This window comes from Aquimarina sp. EL_43, assembly GCF_943422735.1.
Classification (GTDB): Bacteria; Bacteroidota; Bacteroidia; order Flavobacteriales; family Flavobacteriaceae; genus Aquimarina; species Aquimarina megaterium.
Map to the genome: position 1 here is coordinate 5452278 of NZ_CALSBR010000001.1, position 22649 is coordinate 5474926.

The 22649-nt window shown below is 32.5% G+C and carries 25 protein-coding genes; 9 read left to right on the plus strand and 16 right to left on the minus strand.

Annotated elements, in window-relative coordinates; genetic code table 11:
* The first annotated feature begins 3 nt into the window (after positions 1 to 3).
* Both NNL09_RS23320 and NNL09_RS23325 read left to right on the plus strand, forming a co-directional pair.
* The gene (locus NNL09_RS23320; protein WP_317193941.1) at positions 4 to 366 is read left to right on the plus strand and encodes a rhodanese-like domain-containing protein; all 363 of its coding nucleotides are present in this window, start codon (positions 4 to 6) and stop codon (positions 364 to 366) included.
* Between the two features lie 120 nt (positions 367 to 486).
* Positions 487 to 1749, plus strand: coding sequence for an FAD/NAD(P)-binding oxidoreductase (locus NNL09_RS23325; protein ID WP_196911770.1), 1263 nt, complete (start codon positions 487 to 489; stop codon positions 1747 to 1749).
* Positions 1750 to 1762: 13 nt separating this feature from the next.
* Here NNL09_RS23325 and NNL09_RS23330 read toward each other — a convergent pair whose 3' ends face one another.
* From NNL09_RS23330 to NNL09_RS23395, 14 genes are all read right to left on the minus strand, one after another.
* Entirely contained in the window at positions 1763 to 2440 is a 678-nt protein-coding gene (locus NNL09_RS23330) for a potassium channel family protein (RefSeq protein ID WP_196911769.1), read from the minus strand.
* 3 nt (positions 2441 to 2443) lie between these two features.
* Complete coding sequence (locus NNL09_RS23335) at positions 2444 to 5554, minus strand: efflux RND transporter permease subunit (RefSeq protein ID WP_196911767.1); 3111 nt, start codon at positions 5552 to 5554, stop codon at positions 2444 to 2446.
* Between the two features lie 21 nt (positions 5555 to 5575).
* On the minus strand, positions 5576 to 6667 hold the full coding sequence (locus tag NNL09_RS23340; protein ID WP_109097422.1) for an efflux RND transporter periplasmic adaptor subunit: 1092 nt from the start codon (positions 6665 to 6667) through the stop codon (positions 5576 to 5578).
* A gap of 35 nt (positions 6668 to 6702) precedes the next feature.
* Positions 6703 to 9078, minus strand: a complete 2376-nt coding sequence (locus tag NNL09_RS23345) for a TolC family protein (protein WP_196911765.1) — start codon at positions 9076 to 9078, stop codon at positions 6703 to 6705.
* 29 nt (positions 9079 to 9107) lie between these two features.
* Complete coding sequence (locus tag NNL09_RS23350) at positions 9108 to 9518, minus strand: hypothetical protein (RefSeq protein WP_025664216.1); 411 nt, start codon at positions 9516 to 9518, stop codon at positions 9108 to 9110.
* 199 nt (positions 9519 to 9717) lie between these two features.
* Positions 9718 to 10479: a LytTR family DNA-binding domain-containing protein gene (locus NNL09_RS23355; RefSeq protein WP_196911762.1), complete on the minus strand. Its 762-nt coding sequence runs from the start codon at positions 10477 to 10479 to the stop codon at positions 9718 to 9720.
* 5 nt (positions 10480 to 10484) lie between these two features.
* On the minus strand, positions 10485 to 11591 hold the full coding sequence (locus NNL09_RS23360; protein WP_196911760.1) for a sensor histidine kinase: 1107 nt from the start codon (positions 11589 to 11591) through the stop codon (positions 10485 to 10487).
* Positions 11592 to 11690: 99 nt separating this feature from the next.
* Positions 11691 to 12002, minus strand: a complete 312-nt coding sequence (locus tag NNL09_RS23365) for a hypothetical protein (RefSeq protein WP_196911758.1) — start codon at positions 12000 to 12002, stop codon at positions 11691 to 11693.
* A 22-nt stretch (positions 12003 to 12024) separates the two neighbouring features.
* Positions 12025 to 12681, minus strand: a complete 657-nt coding sequence (locus NNL09_RS23370; RefSeq protein WP_025664211.1) for a hypothetical protein — start codon at positions 12679 to 12681, stop codon at positions 12025 to 12027.
* 29 nt (positions 12682 to 12710) lie between these two features.
* Positions 12711 to 12848: a hypothetical protein gene (locus tag NNL09_RS23375; protein ID WP_160170057.1), complete on the minus strand. Its 138-nt coding sequence runs from the start codon at positions 12846 to 12848 to the stop codon at positions 12711 to 12713.
* Between the two features lie 44 nt (positions 12849 to 12892).
* Positions 12893 to 13081: a hypothetical protein gene (locus NNL09_RS23380; RefSeq protein WP_196911756.1), complete on the minus strand. Its 189-nt coding sequence runs from the start codon at positions 13079 to 13081 to the stop codon at positions 12893 to 12895.
* Positions 13082 to 13347: 266 nt separating this feature from the next.
* On the minus strand, positions 13348 to 13569 hold the full coding sequence (locus NNL09_RS23385) for a hypothetical protein (RefSeq protein WP_196911755.1): 222 nt from the start codon (positions 13567 to 13569) through the stop codon (positions 13348 to 13350).
* Positions 13570 to 13844: 275 nt separating this feature from the next.
* Positions 13845 to 14579 (minus strand): hypothetical protein, encoded by a 735-nt coding sequence (locus NNL09_RS23390; RefSeq protein WP_196911754.1) that lies wholly within the window; start codon positions 14577 to 14579, stop codon positions 13845 to 13847.
* Positions 14580 to 14606: 27 nt separating this feature from the next.
* Complete coding sequence (locus NNL09_RS23395) at positions 14607 to 15260, minus strand: DUF6515 family protein (protein ID WP_025664207.1); 654 nt, start codon at positions 15258 to 15260, stop codon at positions 14607 to 14609.
* Positions 15261 to 15464: 204 nt separating this feature from the next.
* Between NNL09_RS23395 and NNL09_RS23400 the strand changes: the two genes are divergently transcribed.
* From NNL09_RS23400 to NNL09_RS23410, 3 genes are all read left to right on the plus strand, one after another.
* Entirely contained in the window at positions 15465 to 16517 is a 1053-nt protein-coding gene (locus tag NNL09_RS23400) for an adenylate/guanylate cyclase domain-containing protein (RefSeq protein ID WP_196911752.1), read from the plus strand.
* A 169-nt stretch (positions 16518 to 16686) separates the two neighbouring features.
* Complete coding sequence (locus NNL09_RS23405; RefSeq protein WP_196911750.1) at positions 16687 to 17697, plus strand: S1C family serine protease; 1011 nt, start codon at positions 16687 to 16689, stop codon at positions 17695 to 17697.
* A 314-nt stretch (positions 17698 to 18011) separates the two neighbouring features.
* Positions 18012 to 18767 (plus strand): DJ-1/PfpI family protein, encoded by a 756-nt coding sequence (locus NNL09_RS23410; RefSeq protein WP_025664204.1) that lies wholly within the window; start codon positions 18012 to 18014, stop codon positions 18765 to 18767.
* A 68-nt stretch (positions 18768 to 18835) separates the two neighbouring features.
* On the opposite strand, the gene NNL09_RS23415 is transcribed toward NNL09_RS23410, so the two are convergent.
* Positions 18836 to 19363 (minus strand): TlpA disulfide reductase family protein, encoded by a 528-nt coding sequence (locus tag NNL09_RS23415; RefSeq protein ID WP_196911748.1) that lies wholly within the window; start codon positions 19361 to 19363, stop codon positions 18836 to 18838.
* Positions 19364 to 19427: 64 nt separating this feature from the next.
* Complete coding sequence (locus NNL09_RS23420; protein WP_196911747.1) at positions 19428 to 20225, minus strand: hypothetical protein; 798 nt, start codon at positions 20223 to 20225, stop codon at positions 19428 to 19430.
* 136 nt (positions 20226 to 20361) lie between these two features.
* Here NNL09_RS23420 and NNL09_RS23425 point away from each other — a divergent pair, with 136 nt between their 5' ends.
* From NNL09_RS23425 to NNL09_RS23440, 4 genes are all read left to right on the plus strand, one after another.
* A complete protein-coding gene (locus NNL09_RS23425) occupies positions 20362 to 20691 on the plus strand; it encodes a helix-turn-helix domain-containing protein (RefSeq protein ID WP_051476000.1) in 330 nt (109 codons plus the stop codon).
* Between the two features lie 191 nt (positions 20692 to 20882).
* Complete coding sequence (locus tag NNL09_RS23430) at positions 20883 to 22040, plus strand: integrase core domain-containing protein (protein ID WP_196912086.1); 1158 nt, start codon at positions 20883 to 20885, stop codon at positions 22038 to 22040.
* A 52-nt stretch (positions 22041 to 22092) separates the two neighbouring features.
* Positions 22093 to 22254: a hypothetical protein gene (locus tag NNL09_RS23435; RefSeq protein ID WP_196911953.1), complete on the plus strand. Its 162-nt coding sequence runs from the start codon at positions 22093 to 22095 to the stop codon at positions 22252 to 22254.
* A 17-nt stretch (positions 22255 to 22271) separates the two neighbouring features.
* Entirely contained in the window at positions 22272 to 22631 is a 360-nt protein-coding gene (locus NNL09_RS23440; RefSeq protein WP_196911952.1) for a nuclear transport factor 2 family protein, read from the plus strand.
* Positions 22632 to 22649: the final 18 nt, after the last annotated feature.

The window sequence follows — 22649 nt, forward strand, 5'->3', positions numbered from 1 at the left end:
GCTATGATGTCAATTTTTAAGACTCTTTTTAAAATACAAAACCAACAAACGGATGCCATCACCAAAATTGATGCTCTTGCTTTCAAAGAAGCCATCTCACAAAAAAAAGATCTACAATTAGTCGATGTAAGAACATCGTATGAATATAATACCAAACATATTAATGGTGCTATTAATATTGATTTTTTTAAACAAACAACATTCAAATCTTCGTTCAATAAATTTGATAAAGATGAACCCTTATATGTATACTGCCGAAGTGGAAATCGAAGTAAGAAAGCAGCAGTACTATTAGCCAAAACAGGGTTTAAAAATATTATAGACCTAAAAGGTGGGTATATCGCTTGGGAAAAGTGCAAAAACTAACACACCAAAACGTTGAATTAAAAGTATAAAACCATCGATTTTTTTGTTTGTGTAACCAAAGTTACCGTAATAATAAATTATTGAAGGTACTTTTAATTTCCTAATACAAAGAAGACATAAATGAAATCACATTATCAAATTGTCGTTATAGGAGGCGGTACTGCAGGAATTATGACAGCGGCTCGTCTACTCAGAAAAGATAGTCGATTAGATATTGCAATTATAGAACCCGCTGATACACATTACTATCAACCCGCCTGGACTTTGGTAGGTGCAGGAGCGTATTCCTATAAAAAAACTGCGAAGTCTATGGCATCTATAATGCCTAAAAAAGTAAATTGGATTAAGGATTTTGCTATTGCTTTTGATCCTGAAAATAATACTGTATCTACAAAATCAAGTGGAAATATAACATATAAATATCTGGTCGTTGCAACTGGGCTAGTTATGGAACCATCGATGATAGAAGGTCTTCAGGAAGCATTAGACAAAGGTGTTGTTTGTAGTAATTATACGAACCCTAAACACACCTGGGAAGTTCTTAAAAATTTTAAAGGAGGAAATGCTATTTTTACACAACCAACAACTCCTATTAAGTGTGGAGGTGCTCCTCAAAAAATTGCTTACCTGGCAGCAGATTATTTAAGAAAAAAGAGGCTTGCACATACATCAAACGTAGTTTTTGCAACTCCTGGTTCTGTTATTTTTGGAGTAAAGCCCATTCGAGAAACTTTAATGAAGGTTATAGGCAGATATGGTATTCATTTTAAACCTTTCTATGCACCTCATAAAATAGATGCAGCAAATAAGTTTATCTATTTCAGACATGTAGCTCCCGAAGAAAACAAATGTGTTATTAATGAAGATACTACAATTGGAGAAATTTCTACAGATGATAATATTATTAAACTTCCGTTCGATATGTTGCATATCGCTCCTCCACAAGCAGCACCAAAATTTGTAAGAACTTCTTCTTTAATGAATGATGCTGGGTGGCTTGATGTAGATCATCATTCACTACAGCATAATACATATCCCAACATATTTGGATTAGGAGATGTGGCTGCACTTCCTACAGCAAAAACTGGTGCTGCCATACGAAAACAAGCACCAGTTGTAGCTGATAATATTTTAAAACTAATGAAACATCAAGAAGCCAATAATAAAGCATATAACGGGTACTCTTCTTGTCCTTTGGTTACAGGGTATGGAAAAATGACATTAGCAGAATTTGATTATGATGGTAATTTTACTCCTGATCCAAAATTAAAACGAATGTTGGTCTTTAATAGTGCTAAAGAACACTGGAGGTTATACATATTCAAAAAAATCATGTTACCGTATTTATATTGGAATAAGATGTTAAAAGGAAAAGATGTATAACAATCTGTATAAACTAGTCCTTTTTACGGTGTAACTGGTTGATATATTTCCCTACAACAATGGCAGTAACAATCACTAAATAAAACTGTCCAATTAATCCAATAAGTATGGCTGCTTTTTTAGATAAACTCGTTACCGGAACTATATCCCCATAACCAATAGTTAACATCGTGATATAACTGTAATACATTAGTTCTTCTGTAATCATCTCACCACGGTTAGAACTGTCAAGCATCAATCCTTTAAACGAACCATGATCTGCCATTTCTATACTTATGCAAATAAAAAAACCAATAAGTCCTAATGAGACATAACCACTTATCAGGCCTAAGATCACATTTTTATTGACAAATTCAGCTTTCCAAACTTGCATTATAATTTCGAAAGTAACCACCACATAAAACAAAAAATAGATGATCATTCTTATAAAATTAAAAAACTTCTCATTCCTGTTTTCGAATAGGCTCGAACCAAAAACAACACCAGAAACAAGTAGTAATACTACAAAAAACCACATCAGGTTTTTCTTTGTCGACAGTAGTAAAACACCAGCTAAAAGGTTAATCAAAAACAAAATGGGAGATACAATATTTTCGAATATAGCAGATGGAACTATTAATGATCCAAAAAGAATTGTGACCTGACTAAAAAAGAAGATCTCAAAACGATATGGGTATAACTTTTCTATCATACTTTATTTAAGGAGTTCTTCGTTAAAAGTATACTCTTTATACTCTATTTTATACAACACGCTATAAAATGCAGGAATAAATAACAATGTGATTATTGTACCAAATAGCAATCCTATCATAATGGTAACTGCCATAGGTTCCCACATTTCTCCTCCTCCCAGATATAATGGTATCAATCCTAATACTGTTGTAAATGTTGCTAGCAAAATTGGCCTAAAACGTTGTAAACATGCTGCTATGATGGCATCTTGTGGTTTTCGGCGAAGTTCATTTTCTTCGATCTCTATCCTATCAATCAATACGATTGCATTATTGATTACAATTCCGGCCAATGATATTACACCCAGGAATGCCATAAATCCAAAAGGAACACCAAATATCAATAACCCTATCACCATACCGATCACTCCTAAAGGAATTGTTGTAACAATCATTGTCATTTTTCTAAAAGAATTGAACTGAATAATTAACAGCATTACAATAATGAATGCAGATAGTGGTAAATAATTAGCAACAGCTCCCATATTCTCGGCACTATTCTCTGCATCACCACCAAGTTGATATGTATACTCCTCTCCCCACTTTAATTGTTCCTCGACAAGCCAAGGTTTCATAATTTTAGTAACCTCAGAAGCATTTCCATCTTCTGTTAATTCACTAGATACGTTAATAGTACGGGTGAGATCTAATCTTTTGATTTTAGAATATTGCCATTGCGGAATAATATTAGCTACCTGTAATAAAGGAACACTTTTTCCCGAGTTTTGCCCGTATATATTTAATGTTTCTAAAGAAGCCAGTGATTGCTGTTTTCCTTGATTACTGGTCATTATTATAGGAATCGATTTATCTTTTTCTCTAAACTCTCCTGCTTGAAAACCATCTAAAACGGTTTGTAATGATACAGCCACATCTTGATTTGTAATTCCTGCTGCTTGTGCCTTGTTTTGATCAATATCAATTACAAACTTCTTGCCCTTTGGGCCCCAATCGTCCTTGATATTTTTGGTTCCTGTAATGCTAAACAGTTTGGCTTTTATTTCTTCTGATATACTAGCGAGTTTATCCGGATTATCACCAGATACTTTTATTTCAATTGGAGTACCTCCTCCTCCTGATCCTAAAAACCCTACTTTAATATCGGCATTAGGAAAAGTATCGAAACAAAATGCGTCAATTTGTTTTACCATATCAGAATTCACTAAAAAAGATGAGGTGTTTACCAGAATATGAGCATAATTAGAATTAGGCTCATCTGCATTATACCCAAGATCATAGGATGATGGGCCTTCGCCAATATAGGATGACCAATCAACGATCCCGTCTGGCCTTTCTGAAGTTACTTTTAATGCTTTGGTTATATAATCCTCGATGGTCAATACTGTTGCTGTAGTGCTTTCGATTTTAGTTCCTTGAGGTAAATTGATATCAATTGTAATCATATTACGATCACTATCGGGAAAAAATACAAATGCTAGTTTTGTAAACCCATAGATCGATAAAAAGAATAAAGCGACTATACTTATTAAAACGGATCTTTTCCAGGATAATGCTAATAAAATAAGGTCTTTATATTTAGTTTTTAGACTATTGATCATTCTGTCTAAAAACCCTGCTTTTCCATCTTCTCTCTTTTTGATTTTAAGAAAGAACACACAAAACAAAGTGATGATACTTAAGGAAATTATCCACGAGGATAATAGTGCAATGGTAATAACCACAAAAATAGGTCCCATAATATCCCCCATTACAGATTCTGCCATAAAGAAAGCAAGAAATGCCGCCGACGTTGTTAATGTAGAAATTAGTAGCGGCATAAATAACTCTGCACAAGAATCAATAGCAGCTTTTTTTACATCGATACCGTCTTCCATTTTTACCATAATGGATTCTGCAACCACAATAGCATTATCGACCATCATCCCTAATGCCATAATTAAGGCCGCCAGGGTAATTTGATTAAGTCCTACATCGATAAGCCCCATAACCATTAAAGTCGTAATGGTTACAATAGGAATCAAACTGGCAATCACCATCCCGGTACGAAACCCTAAAAAGATTAACATCACTGCAAGTACTATTGCAATAGATTGTAACAGGTTCCCAAGAAAATCATTGATTTTAAGATCAATATACTCATCAATTGATGCCAATCTGGCTACTTCTAATCCTACAGGAAGTTTTTCTTGCCATTTGGTCAACAGTACATCTATTTCTTCTCCTAGTTTGATAATATTTCTTCCTTCTTTTAAAGATATATGAAGAGAAATGGCATCTTTACCATTAATTCGTACTTTTTGTTTTGGAGGATTGATATATCCTTTTTCTATAGTCGTAATATCTCCTAAGGTAACTACCTGACCATTTTGACCAATAGGAATCAACATATTTCTGATATCTGCAATAGCATTAAAATTACCCGTGGGTTCTAATATGATACGCTCTTCTTCGATATTAACTTCTCCTCCAGAATTTAAAATATTAGTGCTACTTATAATTCCTTGCAAACTGCTTGAGGTTAGCCCATATGCTTTAAGTTTTGCATTGTCAAATTTCACAAAAACGCGTTCTTCCTGGGCTCCATTAATTTCTACTTTTGCAGCATCTTCGAGTTTAATCAAATCATCACGAAGATCGTCTGCTTTTTCTTTCATTGCTGCATACGAATATCCATCACTGGTAATCCCAACCGCAATTCCAAATACCTCTCCTATTCCATCATCATTAAGTTGTGGAATTACATTATTGGGCAATCCCTGAATAGCGTCTAATTTTCGACGTAATCTATCCCAAACAGGCTGTAACTCTTCTGGAGTAACTTCCATTTTTAATTCTACACTCACTACCGACAGTCCTGTACGCGAAGTACTTGTCACTTTTTTTAACTCTGGAAGTTCCTGAGCTATTTTTTCAATTTTATCGGTTACTAATTCTTCTACCCGCTCTGGGCTTGCCCCGGGAAATGAAGAAACAATAGAAGCAATACGTATGGTATAAGGAGGCATACTATCCCTAGAAAGAGAGGCATAAAATACCATCCCCATAATCATCACTACCGCAAGAATACTTAACGCAACCCGGTTTTTCTCTATAGAAAATTTAGCAAAATTCATAGTTGATTCTTTTGATATCGATTATTGTAATTTTACCTTTTGACCATCCAACAAGGTTTGTAGTCCTGCTGTAGCGATTTTTTGCCCTTCAGTAAGTCCGCTTTTGATTTTAAAACCACTTGTTGTAAGTTCTCCTATTTCTATACGATGTTTCTTTGCTATTCCTGTGGTTCCGTCTTCAGATTCAATAAGAAATACAAAATTACCGTCACCATCTTCACCAACAGATTTTACAGGAATAACCAGCGCCGCATCATTTTTACTTTGAGGATCTACAAAATTAAAAGTCACATTTGCTGTCATCCCAGGTTTAATATCTTCTGTTGCATCGGCAATATCTATTTTTACAGGATATGTTGCAGAGTCCTCATTTACAATAGGTGAAATTTCGATAATAGTGCCTCTAAAAATTTTCCCTGTTAGAGCAGAGAAAGAAATCTCCGGGTTCATTCCTAATTGCACTTTATTAATCACATTTTCGGGTAATCCAACCTCAATATTAGTTTGATCCCCCGCATTTAGTATTGCGATTACCTGTCCAGCACTTACATTTTCATTAAGTTGACTATTCTTTGCTGCAATAATACCTGCTTTCGGGGCTTTGATATATCCGTAACTAATCTGTGATTGCTGTATGCTTTTATTACGTTTTGCAGACTCGTATTGATCCAATGCGTTTTGATATGAATTTTTTGCTGCTTCATAATCACTCAAAGAATTACTTCCTTTTTCATACAAAGACTTGATACGGTCTAAACTAGATTTTGCGGTATTCATTGCAGACTTCGCACTGTTTAGTGCAGAAACCGATTGTTCATACGCCAGGTTAGCCTGTACATTGTCTAATTTCGCAATAAGATCTCCTTTATTTACCTTCTGCCCAACTTTGATATTTAGTGCTGTAATTATCCCATTACTCCTAAAACTTAATTCGATCTCATCACCTGCTTTGGCAATACCACTAAAAGTTCTGATTTTCTGGGCATCAGAACTACCTACAACTTGAAATTGTACAGGGCGCAGTATTTCTTCTTTTACGACTTCTTTATCTTTGCAGGCATTTAACATCAGAGATGTAAGTACTGCTAGTATTATGTATTTAGTGAGTTTCATACTTGATGGTGTATTAGTCAGTTATCGTTTTATAGTTATTCCCTACTTAATATAAATTCATTAATTCTTCGAATAAAATCCTGATTACTCGCCTCTGTATTCATTAGAAAAAAATAACCAATGGCTCTTTCTAACTGCATAGAAGTTAATAAATAATTGTAATTAGCTGTTGCACTAGCTAATTGTGTTTGTAAGTAATTGGTTTGTGCGTCAATCAACTGAATAAGTGGTACAGCTCCTTCTGCATATGCATTTTGCGTGAGATCCAGGCTCTCTCTTGCAGCTTCTTCTGAAACCTTGGATATTTCGATATTGGCAATTTGATTGATCATATCTAATAAAATATCATTTACGTTTTTTTCAATAGTCAACTCCACATTCCCTTTTTGTATCAGTAACTGATCTTCCTGAATTCTTGCAGTTTGCCTATTAATATTTCGTTGGTTTTGCTTAAAAATAGGTAGTGATACATTTACCCCTACATTGTATGTGCCGTCTGGTACAGTAGGGATTCCTACAGGTACTGTAGAACCCTTCCCTGATTCTGAAATAGCAAGGCTATATTTACCTTGCAATGCTACCGTAGGAATAAATCGTCCTGTATTATTTAACCTATAGTTTCTTTGGGTAGCTTCAACATTATAATTGATATTTTTTAATTCGGGAGCATTTCTCTTAGCTTCTTCAACCAAAAAGTCGATCAATGCAGGCCTTAGTTTTGGATCATCAAGAATCTCTAAAAAGTCTTCATACTTATAATTCTTAAATAACCCTTGTGAAATTTCTGCATCATCAATGTCAATTTCTGTTGAAATAGAATTATTCATTAATTGGTTTATGGCATTAAACGCCTGTTGCATTTGATTACCTGCATCAATCAAACTCTGAGTATTTTGTGCTAACTGACTTCTAAAACGTAACACATCTGATTTTCCTGACTCACCTGCCGTAAAGTTTTGATCTGCAAGCTCCAGATTCTTTTTGGTTACTTGCAGGTTTTGATTCTGAATCTGTAAATTAGTTTTCAGAATTAAGGCATTAAAATATGCTACAGCAGCATTAAGGATGGCGTCTAATTCGGCTGCATTATAGGTTTCTTGTTGTGCTTTTTGCAAATTTTCCTGAATCGTAATATTGGCTCCTGCACTTTCAGAATAAATCACTTGCTCTAGAGCTATATTTCCTGAGGTCGAAAACTCTGGGTTCGAACCATTAGAAATCTCTGCTACTTTAGGATCGAGATATACACCAGTAGCATTGGCAGTTACATTTGGTAAATAACTGCTTTTTGCCGTTTTTACATCCTGCGTGCTTAACTCAATATTTTTTCGTTCTGCATCAAGTGAAAGGTTTTCCTCTACCACTCCTTTCATAATATCAAGAATCGAATAGGAAATATCTGACGTTACTCTTTTTTCTTCCCCTATAAAATCTGCTTTTGCTATAAGACTATATCGCAATGGGAATCCAATCTGTTTTGCTGTATTGGTATTTATCGAAAGTTTATTTTTGTACTCTACATACATCGGTAACTTAGAGGGGTTTGTACCATTTATTATTGCTTCTACATTAAGAGCAATACGCCTAAAAAACTGATCTATATTGGTTTCTGGCTGATTAGAAGCCAAAATTCCTTTCTCGACATCCTCTTGATTATAGGCAGAGAAAGATGGTAGTTTTTTTAAATTAACAGTAGTAACTAATTTAGAAAACTCATCATCACTTAAATAAAATCCCGCTGCTATATATACAGCATCTACACCATCTAAATCTGCTTCAATATTTCCCTTATCTTTAAGTGAAATTAATGTGTAAGAAGATTCCTTTTTAGAAAAATAATCATCAAACAATGCTTTAACAGGTAATACATCTGTAATCACCTCATCGATTACAATACCTACTTTTTTATAGTCATATAGTGATTTAAAGACATCCAGATCTTTTGTATATGAAAAAGGAGTGATAAGGTACGTTATATTATCTATCTCTGAAGTTTGCTGACCTTCTGGTAAGTCATAAAAATCACCATTTACAGATCCAAAAACAATAGTAGGTTTTGGGTAATTTTTTTCCTGATATAGTACAATAGTATTAACAACTCCGAAAGCCAGAATAAGATCGGTATCAGTATCTAGGAGTGTTTGATAGTTGGTTTTTGCTGTGGCAACATTAAACCTGTTTTCTAACACCTCTTTAAAAACAACAGTTGCATCACGCCCCACTACTGATTTTATTTCATTCTGTAGTTTTGCTAATAACGGCTGGGTCTCTTCTGATGATTTATCTGCAAGAATACCAATAGTGACTGTTTTCGAGATTTGAGAATACCCTAATAGGTTTATGAAAACAAGTAGAAATACTAACTTTAGTTTTTTCATATACATAAGATGATGTGTAATTATAGTTGACATAAGCTCATATTTACAAGCTTAATGTATTCTTATTTCCAGCCTTTTCTGTTATATACGCTGGTGATGATTTTTCCATAGTTTTCTTTATGCATTTGGTATTGCTCCTTGGTCAGGATCTCTTTAACCTCATCATTGAGTTGGATTACCATAGCATCAAATTTTGTTTTTTTCTCTGCTTCGGTATATCCTTTATCCTTATTTCCTATACGTCCCATTTTATTAGAATAATACAGGATAATACCATAATAGTCATTGCTTAAATCTTCTGAAAGCTTCATTTTATCTACTTGTTCTTTAAAGAAAAATTGTAGGTTGTCTTTTTCGCCAGAGGTAAATATTTCTGTTTTATTTTTTTCTCCAGGTTGCTCTTTCTCTTTTTGTGTTTGTGCAGATACAGATATAAACATTAATAAAAGTATTGCGGTGATAGTAATTCTCATGATTTGTGTTTTGTTGGTTAATGTTATATTCTCTGAAAAAAGATTTTCAGATTTATAAATTTAGGTTTTTTTAAGAACTATTCTAATGAATACAGCAATGTTTTGATTTTGGGGTTTGATAGCGCTAAAGCAGGTGTATCTATTATAATTTCGTTTCTTATTTATAAATTTTGATTTAAAAGAATCTCTGATTTTATAACTATGAGTTTACCCATTTCTTAAACTCTGTGGCTTTGGCTTTACTTACAACTATACGTTCTTTTGATACTGGGCTTATATTTATAATCAACTTCCCATTGAAATAATGCTTAATATTCGAGATTGCATTTTTTTGAATTATAAATTGACGATTAACTCTATTAAAATTCTCGGGATTTAATTCCTCTTCTATATCCTCAAGTTTCTTGTCTATAATATACGTTTTATTTTCGATAGTGATTGCTTTAACTACACCTGTATCAATATAGAAATAGGCTATTCTTTCTGTATTAACAGGAATTAATTCATCTCTTTGATGCACCAAATATGTAGTTTTATATGATTTTGTTTTTGCTTGGAGTAGTTGTAACATTCCACTCATTTGAGCATTCATAGCATCATTTTCTCCGGATTTAGTTTTAAACTTTTTCAACGCTTCTGCTAATTCATCCTCATCTATAGGTTTAAGCAAATAGTCTATGCTATTTACTTTAAATGCTTTGATAGCATATTGATCATAAGCTGTTGTAAAAATGATGGGGATTTTTATATTTATTTCATCAAAAATTTCAAAAGAAATTCCATCTGCAAGATGAATATCCATAAAAATTAATTCTGCCCGATTGGGTTCAGAAAAATAGTCAATTACCGATTTTACAGAGTCTAATACTTTTAAAATTTCAATATCAGAATTGATAGAGTTGAGCAAAAAAGTAAGATGGTCACTTGCTGCTATTTCGTCTTCTACTAGTACTACTTTCATATGGTTTAACTTAAAGGTAGTGTTACTCTAAATGCATTATTAGCATTACTAATACTAATGTGTTGTTTTTTCAGTAAAAAATATCGCTTATCCAAATTCATTAGTCCGTTACCGGTACTATCTACAAAGGAGGTTCTTGGTCTTATTATGTTTTCCACACAAATCGCTTCTCCTTTAGAAAAAACCCTAACTTTCAAAGGGTTATCTTCTGAAATCTCATTGTGTTTTACTGCATTTTCTACCAATAATTGTAACGCTAATGGAGGTACCTCTTGTTGCAAATACATATCATCTATAGCTATATCAATCATAAATCGATCTCTATATCTAGTCTTTATCAAATGAACATAGCTCTTTAAAAATTTAAGTTCTTCTTTTAAGGAAACCAAATCCTTGTCTCCGCTTTGCAAAATATATCGGTACATAAAAGATAACTTGTTTACAAAAGTTGTGGCCTCTTTATTATCCCGAATAATTGAGTTTAAAGAATTTAAAGAGTTAAAAAGAAAATGAGGGTTGATTTGATTTTTTAATGCTGTTAATTCCTTTTGAAGGTTTTGTTGTTTTAGTCTTTCATTTTCTAAAAGATCTTCTTGATGAAGGATCTGATATCTAAGAATTCTAGCAATAAAAAGGGTTATTAATAAGACTACAAAATAAATAAAATAGATCAATCCTTTCTCGGGTCCAGACAGTAATTCTCCTACAAATAAAGGATATACAATAAAAAATAACTGAACAATTCCTAAAAAAATAATTGCATTAAGAACTATTGTTATACTACTTCTTAATAGGATAGAATACTCTGCATACTTATTTTTCCAATTGGCATTTAATTGAAGTATTAAAAACGAAAGTATAAAAATAAAAAGTACACGTATGATAATGTCTTTTATAGATACCTCGGTAAAAGACTCTATTAATTTATCTGTCAAATTAAATAATGACAACGTCCTTGGTAGGTTAACAAGTACAGAGACAACCAGTGCTATCTTTAAAATTACAGTGTATTTAACCTTTTTTAAGCCCAAGATAAATAGTAAAGTTCCTAATTTTTGATTCTTAAATTTACGGAAAATTAAGCTGAAAGAATATTCTAATTTCTGAAACATAATATTTAGTTCTCAATAATTAAAGAAGAAGCCTCTGTATGGGGGTTAGAGACTTCTTCAAACGAAGTGAAGGTCTGGGGTGATTAACTACTATACGGATCAAGATCCTGAGGTATATATGCCTTCACTTACATCATACACAATCACTTCTTCCTCCTTTACATCGTGTATATCAATGGGTTCTATTAGCTTTTCTTTGGTTGTTTCAAATACATCTTCAAAACTCATCACAGGTTCTAGCTCTTTTTTTACCAATTCGTCGATTTCCTTGTTTAATTCCTCTTCAAGAATAGTTTCTGTTTTAATTTCTTTACTAAAAGATATATAGCTTTCTACTTTTTGTTTTCCAGAGGTTAATACAATTAATCCTCCTATAAGCATGGCCATTGTTATTATATTGGGTACTTTCATATCTATTATTATTAATTATTATTTATTGAATAAGCTCTTTTACTATTTTTTTAGAAAAATCCTCAGATGTGGTACTCAAGGTTTCTGGGTTATCTAAAACAGTTGTAATCACAGAAAGCAATTGTTTTTCTTCAGGTAGAGAAAGGTCATACACCACTGTTTCTAGTATGTACTTTTTCCCTAAAGAGGTCACTGTCGTAATTGGGTCTGATTGTATATATACAGTACCATAATACCTATAGAACCCTCCATAATATCCTCGTCTATAAAATGTTGGATAAGTATTTAATTGATATGTAGTACCCGTTGTAATGGTTTCTGTATATTCCTGGCAATCTCTTAATACGGTCATTATTACCACATCTATTCCACTTTTCTTTAACTTTTCTTTTATTTCTTTTACTTGATCTTTACTCATCTCTTTTGTAGATCTAGACGCAGGAAAGACCACAAAACTTTCTACAGATTGATATCCTTTATGATTAAGAGTCGATACCATATCTTTTTCAAATCTGGTTCTTACAACTTCGTTATCTGTTTTACTAACTACCATAATATTTTTTTCTTTGATATCTGATGTTTTTACATCTTTCCATGAGTCTGTTACTTTCACGGCAGAACAACTAAACAAGAGTGTCATCCCCATCGTGATTCCTAATATTTTATTTATTGTTTTCATGATTTATTAATTTTAAGGTTGCTGTTTTATTAAATGAACAAAAAGGTGTTTTCATCATTCTCATAGCTAGAAAGAAAATCTTTATGATTTATATACCCTCCATTTCGTAATATGCTATTCCATATCTTTTTTGAAATATTTCCTAAAATTGCTTGTATCGTTTTCATCTTTTATATCTTATTATACTGTGATTAATCCTTTTCTGGTTTGTTTAATTTCTAATAGCCATACCTGCTGCAGTACCGAATTCTTCTAGTGTACTATACATACTCTTTATCCATACTTTATATCTCTTGGCTAATGCTATCAAAAACTGAGTGGTTCTATTCTTATTTGTTAATGTGTTTGCTGTATATCCTCTTTTATGATTGTATACTACTCTTAGGTTTGTTGTCTCCATGATTATCTTTTTTATTTTGTTTATAATTAGAATTTATTTTTATTTTCTTATACAAATGTATCTCGAGATAGAGCCAGAATTATTGGTTTTTTGGGTGAAGCATCCAAAATCAAAAGTGAAGTAACCTAATCGTAGGGTGAGGTGTTTAAAGCACAAAAACAAGGTATTTAAGTTTCTTGTTACTATATAATTTTAATATATCTATCTAATAAAAAGATCCTTAACAGTTAGTTAAGGATCTTACACATAAGGAATACATTTTTTTACTATTCTTCAGTTTTAAAATCACTTTCATTAGTGATTGATGATATCTGGGCGCCTATATTGGGTTCTGTATATATATCATCATTTATATTATTTACTATTGTTTCATATGCATCAGTTGTTACTTCAAAATGAGTATATATTTCTAAATCATCTTTTATACTTGTTCTTAAAAAAAAGCTTATTAAAATACCGGTTATAATGTATATGCTTATCGTTCTCATATTTTCTAAGTTTTAGATTATCAATTCGGGTTATACAATCAAAGCTAATGCGTATTTCTAGTCTTTATCTGCTGTTTATAAGTGAAGTAACCATAATCAACTATGAAGCTTCTATATTCCTATTTGAAGTATTCATGAAAAAGAGAGTTCTTTAAAACCTATGATCTCTATTCGTGATCAAAAACTACTTTTAGGTTTAAATTACATGTCATACAAAACACCCTTTGCTAAAATCAACAAAGGGCGTTTTTAATAAAAAAATATACCTAAACATATTACCTCAACCGTCTTTTCTTGCCAAAATCATATTCATTACGTTCGTTTCTATCGTCATAACGCTCTCTTCTATCTTCTCGTCTTTCACGATTATCTTCTGCCAGTTCTCTTTTTGTGGCCATAATATCTTCATTAAGAGATTGTACAAATTCCTGAATCAGTTTTTTATTTGCAATTGATTTCTCTATCATTTTGGGATCAAATGAAAAGTTAAATGTTTTTAGTTTTTTCAGTAATGATGCCTGGTATTCTGCCCGTGCTATTTGTTCTTTAAAATCACGTATGTCGTCCCTCCTATCTCTTTTATCATCCCGTTTATTGGCTTGATCTCTTGCCAAATCTTTTTGATCATCACGTCGATCATATCTACCTCTATTGCTGTCATCTCTATCTTTTCTAATCTCTCTTCTGTCTGATCTAATTTCTGCCGAGCTTTGAGCAATCTCTATTCTTGCTTGTTTTGCCTTGGCCTCACTTTGCTTTACCTCTCTTATCATATCGGTAATAATATCTTGTTTCAGCATATTAGTTTTTGATAGATCATGGATAGCAAACGCTTTTTTAAATGTTGCTATTTTTAGCTGTAAAGCTTTCAATTCTTTAATATCTCTTTCCAGGTTTCTTTTTCCTTCAGCAATTTGTCTTGTATTTTGGATAGCTTCTTTTGCATTTTGCGCATTCACACTACTACTTATAAGTAATAAGACTAGTATTAGATTGTTAATCGCTTTCATCGGTTTTATAAGATTTAAAAGTTATATTTATTTATTTTCTTTATGTACATGAACTACCTCATAAGCAGTATTACCATCAAAAGTGGACACTCTTTTGTATAAAATATTATTGTAGTCATAGAATATTTTACCATCGATTACTACTTCTTCTGCATCTTCATGAATAGTGGTTAAAAGTGTTCCTACAGGAGGTTGGGTCACTTCATATTTTTGTTCTTCAGAAGAAGATTCATTAGTATCTACATAATATACTCCAGAGTGATAGTAATATATCGAAGGTCCTACCGTCACTCGTGTATAACCTGCAGGTAAAACGGTTATTCTAAACCCAACCGGAGGTAATACTGTTACATATGCATCATTATACACCGTATAGTAGATACCAGCATAATAGAAATATGGTAAACCACGATATACTACACGTACATGGTGTCTGGGTAATGTTCTGATAACTCTATGGTGTCTTGGGTATCTGTAATGTGGATTCCTGTAAATGGGTTGTGTTCTGTATCGATCTCCTCTGTAATGATTCGTTCCTACAGATGCTTTGGTATTATAATTACGATGTGTATTAGTCCCTCTGCTTCTTTTACCTTCATTTCTTTGTGCCTGAATCGTATCTGTACCGAGAAATGAAACAAGGATCAAAATAATTCCTGTAATTCTGTATATAGTTTTCATATGATTTGTTTTATAGTTAATACTCTAAATCTCTTAGGTTTCTTTGTACAAATGTATTTGCAATTCATACGGTTTTATACCGATTATATACTGAAACGGATAAATTTGAAGGTGAAACGAACTAATCTCGAAGTGAACTTTATAGTGCTAAAAATTATACCTAATCTTTTTGTATTTTCGTGATACTATCAAAATAGTATATGAATGAATCCTAAATGGCTAAGCACTGTCTCTAAATTTACAATTGGGTGGATAGCTTCTTCCCTTATCTGGGAAATAACAAGAGGGTTCAGTTTCGAACCTCTTCTCTCCAAAATAAATATTGATTTTCCATTCTTAACTATTCTTCCCATATTACTCTTTGTTTCATTATTCGCCGGAGTTACATTTGGCAGCGTACAATACTTTAGTGATCAATCTATTAGGAAAATAATGTCTTTTAGAGCCACTCTTCTCAAAGGGCTTATTATTCATGTTCTAATTATGGTAATTATCTATTTGTTTATTTACATATCTCTAAGAATTACCGGGCTAAGTCCTGACCTATTATTTATCGATTTTTTGGATAACCCTATCATTATTGTCAATTTAATCTATTCGATACTTACAAATAGTGTTATTGTAATTGTTTTACAAATCAACAAATTATTAGGTAATGGTAATTTGCTAAAGTTAATAACCGGAAAGTTTTATACTCCTCGTGAAGAGTTTAGAGTATTTATGTTTCTGGATCTAAAATCATCTACCTCTATTGCCGAAAAATTAGGGCATATAAAATATAGTAGATTTATACAAGATTGTTTTTTTGATTTATCGGTTATCGAAAAATATAAAGCCGAAGTGTATCAATACGTAGGTGATGAAGTCGTCTTGACCTGGAAAATAAAAAAAAATCATTCTATTGATTACTGCCTGGATGCTTTCTTCGCATACACCAATCAATTAAAAATAAGATCTGATTATTATCAATCTACCTATAATTGCGTCCCTTTTTTTAAAGCAGGAACGGACCTTGGTATGGTAACTGTGGTCGAGGTGGGTACATTAAAAAGAGAAATAGCATATCATGGGGATACACTAAATATTGCTGCCAGAATCCAGGAACAATGCAAAGTCTTTGATAAAGCAATCTTGATTTCTGGTGCTATTCATGAATATGTACATCAAATACCGAAGTACGAATATGAAAAGATGAAAGAAACCACATTAAGAGGCAAAGAGAATTCGACTTCTATTTTTAGTGTATCAAAAAAGTAAAAACGAATAAAATTAAACTATAACTGATATTCTCTTTTTAGATTTTACTACCTTGTCATTAATCATTTGCGCTGCTAGTTTTTTTGCAAATATCTTTGAAGTAGATTTACAGCTTTAGTTCCTATCTTAGCCTCTTCATTTTTGTTATATTTACTTATAAATCAACATTATGAAGCCTATTACAACCATCATTACACTCTTTTTTACGATCATAAGCACTGCACAAGATCTTTCTAAGATCTATGAAACAGTAAATCCGGCAGTAGTTGTAATTTTTACTCAAGAAGCAAAATTAGAATCAATCGGTAGTATCACCAAAACTGTTACTTCAGAGGGGTTAGGTTCTGGCTTTATGATTTCTGAAACCGATATCATTACTGCTGCACATGTGGTTGATGCTGCAGAACAGTTGAGAGTTAGGTTCCTGGATGGCCAAATCATAGCTGCAAAAGTGATTTCTACATTCAAATCGGCAGATGTCGCTTTAATCAAATTAGATACTCCCAAAAGAAATGCTGTTACCGTAACTTTTGGGGATTCTGATCAAGTAAAAATAGGAGAACAGGTGTTTATTGTAGGTGCTCCTTTTGGATACGGCCATTCTTTATCTTCTGGTTATGTAAGCGGAATTATAAAAAATAAATTAGGTACTAATCCATTTACCAGTTCCGAGTTTATTCAAACCGATGCGGCTATTAACACCGGTAATTCTGGTGGGCCTATGTTTAATATGAAAGGTGAGGTTATCGGTGTTGTAAGTCAGATACTAACCAAATCTGGTGGTTTCGAAGGTATTGGATTCGCAGCAACTGCCAATATTACCAAAAACCTAATGATGAATAATAAAACTCCCTGGTTGGGATTAGATGCATATCCATTAACAGGAAAAACAAAACGATTGCTAAATGTCCCTCAAAACAGTGGACTGCTAGTACAACGGGTTGTGTTTGGATCTATCTTATATAAAATGGGCTTACAGGGAGGTGATACAGAAGTTAGTATAGATGGTCAAAAATTAATCATAGGTGGAGATATTATTTTGGCATTCGATACTATAGAATTTGATCTTACCGATGATGCTTTGGTTAGGCTAGGGGAATTTGCCAAAAATTTAACACCCAATAGCTCTTTTACACTAAAAGTATTACGAAACGGAAAGATTATAGAATTAAAAAGGTAATTGCTGATTATTTTCATTACTAAAAGTAATGCAACGCAACACATCCTTATTTATTGACTTTATTGATAATAGGTCATATAATTGTCATTGTTTTATCAATATTCATAATCCTAAAAAACAATAAACAAAGGAAAATAATTCAATTTCTTAATCTTGATTAAGAAATATCTACTAGTGTCCTCATACCTTTGCCTTAAATTAATTTAAAATAGAGACAATAGCATCTATATTGGGTTAATAAATATTCGTTATACAAAGCGAAAAAAGAAGTAATAGATAGTAATCTACCAACACTACAAGAAAAACCGAGATAAATGAAAAAAATTGGAATTGTAACAACAATAATTCTTGTGACTATACTGATGAGTTGCAATACGGATAAATCAAAACCTAAGGCCGAAAATCAAGAAACAAATTACACCGAAAAAAAAACAGATCCTCAGGCCAAATACCTAAAACCTTTCAAAACGGATTTGCCTACAATTGGACTTTTAATGTATAATGGTGTACTTCAAGGTGAAGTTATTGCGACATCTGATGTTTTTGCAAAACCGACTATAGATAAAGAACAAATTTTCAATGTCATTACAATAGCAGAAACTGAAAATCCAATAATAACAGAAGAAGGAATTAGAATTGTGCCTGATTACTCTTTCGAGAATTGTCCTAAACTAACAGCCCTGTTTATACCGAGTGCCTATGACATGTACGCGCAGGTTCATAATGACAAAATTGTGGATTTTATAAAAGAGAAAAATAACGAAACTAAATATATCGTGAGCAATTGCGCTGGAGCTCAACTAATCGGAAAGTCTGGAATTGCAGACGGACACAAAATCGTAACATGGATTGGTGGTGGTAAACAATTACAAAAAGATTATCCAAATTTAAAAGTACAGAATGATAGTTTAGTAACTTTTGTCGAGGACGGAAAATTCAGCTCCTCAAACGGAAATTTAGCTAGTTATGTTTCCGCTTTGAACTTATTAGAAAAAATGACTAGCCGAGAACATAAAGAGTTTGTCATAAGTTATTTATATCTTGATCGGCTTCAAGATTGGAGCAACTAAGTACTGCGAGCCATAAGACGTGTATATATTTAAAGATATAGGTAATTTGAATTCAGTATTTGATTTCATCAAACTAATTCTTTTATCTTTTTAATGATATCTAATTCATCTCCAGATGTAAAACCTTGTTTTTCCCATACTATTTCTCCAGTTTTACTAATTAAGAAAGAGTGTGGCGTACTAGTAGCATTCATTTTATGCATTAAATTTCTTTCGACATCTAAATATACATCAAAGTCCCACTTATTGTTTTTAACAAAAGGAGCTACTCTATTTGCATATCGTGGTATATCTACAGAAATAGCTACTATATTAATTCCAGTTTCATTTTTCCATTGCTTATAAACATTAGAGATTGTAGAAAGTTCCTTTTTGCAAGGAGCACAACAGGTGGCCCAAAATATGAGTAGTGTTGGTTTTTCATTACTAATTATATTCTGAGAATTGATAGATTCTCCATTAAGTGTTTTAATTAAAACTGATGGCATTTTAATGCTTGTTTCTGATTTTTTATGATTCTTTATTTTAGTAGTTGAAAATGCGCTTATACTTATTGCAAATAAGGCAACGATACCTATTGAAATAATTTTTTTCATCTTTTTAAATTTTTATAAAAAATGAGGATTGACAACCTAAAGTATCAATCCTTATGTTTTGTAATTATTGTGGGAAATTAAATTTAGCATGTATTCCATCAATCCTCGTAAGAGATTTCACTAATAATGGTGCTACTTTCTTAAATTCTGGGTCTGCAATTAATCCGTAATAAGCATTCGTATTATTCCACTCAACAATACCTGCCATATGAGGCTGTAAAAGATAATCTGCTGTCGATAACCCCTTTAAAGGCTTTAGGTTTGCTAGGAAAGCTGGTGATCCATATTTTTTTTTGACATCATCGGATTTTTTGAAATACTCGGGCAATAATTTTTCTGCTTCTGGTGTTAACCAAGCATTAAAAAATTCATATGTTTTGTCTTCTCTAAAAGTAATCATCACATCTTTATCTACAGTATAATACGCTAATTTAATAGACGTTAAAATTGCATCTCTTACAGGAAATAGTTTTTGAGCTTTACGATCTGCTAATAACTTATCTCGCGCTTCAATATTTGGCCATTCAAAAATAGCCACCATTTGTGGGACTACTTCTCCTCCTACTACGGCTGTAACTTGTAAACTTCCAAGCATCTTTCCTTCATATTTTGCAGCAATTGGTAAGATTTTAGAAAAATATTCTTTGTTAAGGTGTGCTTCTTTACCTCCTTCTACAGTGGCATAAGCTATTTCAATCACTTTTCCGGCTTTTAAAAGAATATTAGCTTCTTTTATATTATTTTCTATTTTATCACTTGTCATGGTTTTAACTTTAAACTCTTTATCTTTAGCTAAAACAGTAAAACCTATACATAAAGCTAAGCCTATAGCTACCATTTTCTTTTTTTTCAAATTCTTCATTTTTATAATTTTATTTATTTATTACACAAATATATTTTATGTTTGTATACAGCACAAAAACACAGGTACATACAAATAAGTTCGTGTAATGAGAAAAGAAACATCAACAAATTTTGAGAATCAAAAAATTTTAGAAATGTCATGTGGTCTTTCATATGCTGTTGAGTTAATAACAGGACGATGGAAAGTAAACATTCTTTGGAATCTTAATAGAGGAGTAAACCGTTATGGGCAATTAAAAAAAAGTATTCCGGGAATATCAGAAAAAATGCTAACTCAAAGACTTCGTGATATGGAAACGGATGGATTGATTATTAGAAAAGACTTTAAAACAATTCCTCCACACGTAGAATATTACTTATCTGAAGCTGGCAATCAATTAGTTCCCGTCTTAAACATGTTATGTAAATGGGGAAGTAAGGTGAGAGATATTACCAGATTGGAAGAAGTAAAAAACAAAATATAAAAATTCGGCTTTGTGTTAATCCAAAAAGTTAGCATCTTTTTACATACTACGTTTCTTACACAAACCGTTAGTAGCAAGTCGGTACGTTAAACAAACATCCTTTACAAAGTTAAAGAAACATAGTTTACACTTTTTAAGGTATAATTTGAGGGAAAAATCAAATTATCATGCCTTGGAAAACGACAACAACTATGAAACAAAAAATTGAATTTATCTGTGAATGGCGAACAGGAAAGTATACCATCACAGAATTATGTAAGAGTTTTGGAGTCTCCAGACCAACAGCCTATAAATTGATTCATCGATTCGAAAATCAAGGCTTTGAAGGTCTAAAAGAACTATCCAGAAAGCCTGGAAAACATCCTAATACAACGGATCAAAAAATCATTGAAAGTATTCTTAAGTTAAAAGAAAAATATAAGTTATGGGGGGCGAAGAAAATTAGGGTTTTATTGTTTAAAGAATTTCCAAAAGAGCAAATCCCTTCTGTGGTTACGGTTCATAATATTCTTCGAAAAAACGGTTTGGTATCCCCTCAAAAACGAATGCGTAGAGTAAAGCCTATACACCCTATTTTTGACCCCAAAAACTGTAATGAAGTATGGAGTGCCGATTATAAAGGTAAGTTCTTAATGGGTAATAAAATCTACTGTCATCCACTAACTATAGCGGACTCTAAAAGTCGATTCTTATTCGCCGCCAAAGGACATTACAAAGAAACACTAAAAGCTGCCAAGACAGCATTCACAAAGGTTTTTAGAACCTACGGCATCCCAAAACAAATACATACTGATAATGGAAGCCCCTTTGGATCTGTAAGAGCCATACAACGATTTACACAACTCTCTTATTGGTTTATAGAACTAGGTATTATCCCTGTATTTTCTGACCCAGCACACCCAGAACAAAATGGTAGACATGAACGTATGCATCGCGATTTAAAAGCGGCTTGTGCCAAACCTTCAGCCTTTGATCTAAAAGCACAACAAAGGCGTTTAAACCACTTTGTAAAGGAATATAATCACATAAGACCACACGAAGCTTTAGATATGAAAACACCAGCGGATGTACACGATTTTTCCTGTAGACCATTCCCTGAAAAAATAAAAGATTTTGACTATGATTCTAAGTATAAAATTCTAAAAGTAACGAAGAGCGGAGCTATAAGATGGAAGTCCTATTATTGGGTGTATTTAACTGCAGCATTAAAAGGAAAATATGTAGGAATCCAAGAGCTAGGTAATGGTATTTGGAAAGTCTATTATAGAAATGTATTTTTAGGTTTCTTTGATCAAAGAAATCTAAGACATAAACAACAATCAACAAGGTTAGAAACTAATTTAGTGTAAACACCTAATCTTTAACTTGTGTAAACTATGTATCTTAACGAACAGTCACACAATGAATCTGATAAGACTTAAAAATATTTCAGATAATTATTTCCAACAGGCCTGGAAACTCTATGAGAATGTATTTCCTATTGTAGAGCGAAGAATATTGGATACTCAGACTCATATGATGAAGAAATCTATCCCGTTAGATTACTCGATTGTTGTATCATAAAACATATTACAAAAATAATGAAACCACGAATATTAATAGAAAAATGGGTTGAAATATTCAACGAAGGAAATGCAGACAAAATAGCAGAATTGTATCATACAGATGCAATTAATCATCAAGTAGCTAATACTCCGATTAAAGGAAAAAAAGCCATTAGAGAAATGTTTGCTGCCGAATTCAGCACAGCAGATATGACTTGTATTCCTGAAAATATATTTTCTGATGGAGATTGGGTTATTCTGGAATGGAAAGATCCTTTGGGGTTAAGAGGGTGTGGATTTTTTCAAGTAATTGATGAAAAAATCAAATTCCAACGTGGGTATTGGGATAAATTATCATTTTTAAAAATGCACAACCTTCCGATTCCGACCGAATAAATCATAAAAACAAATAAA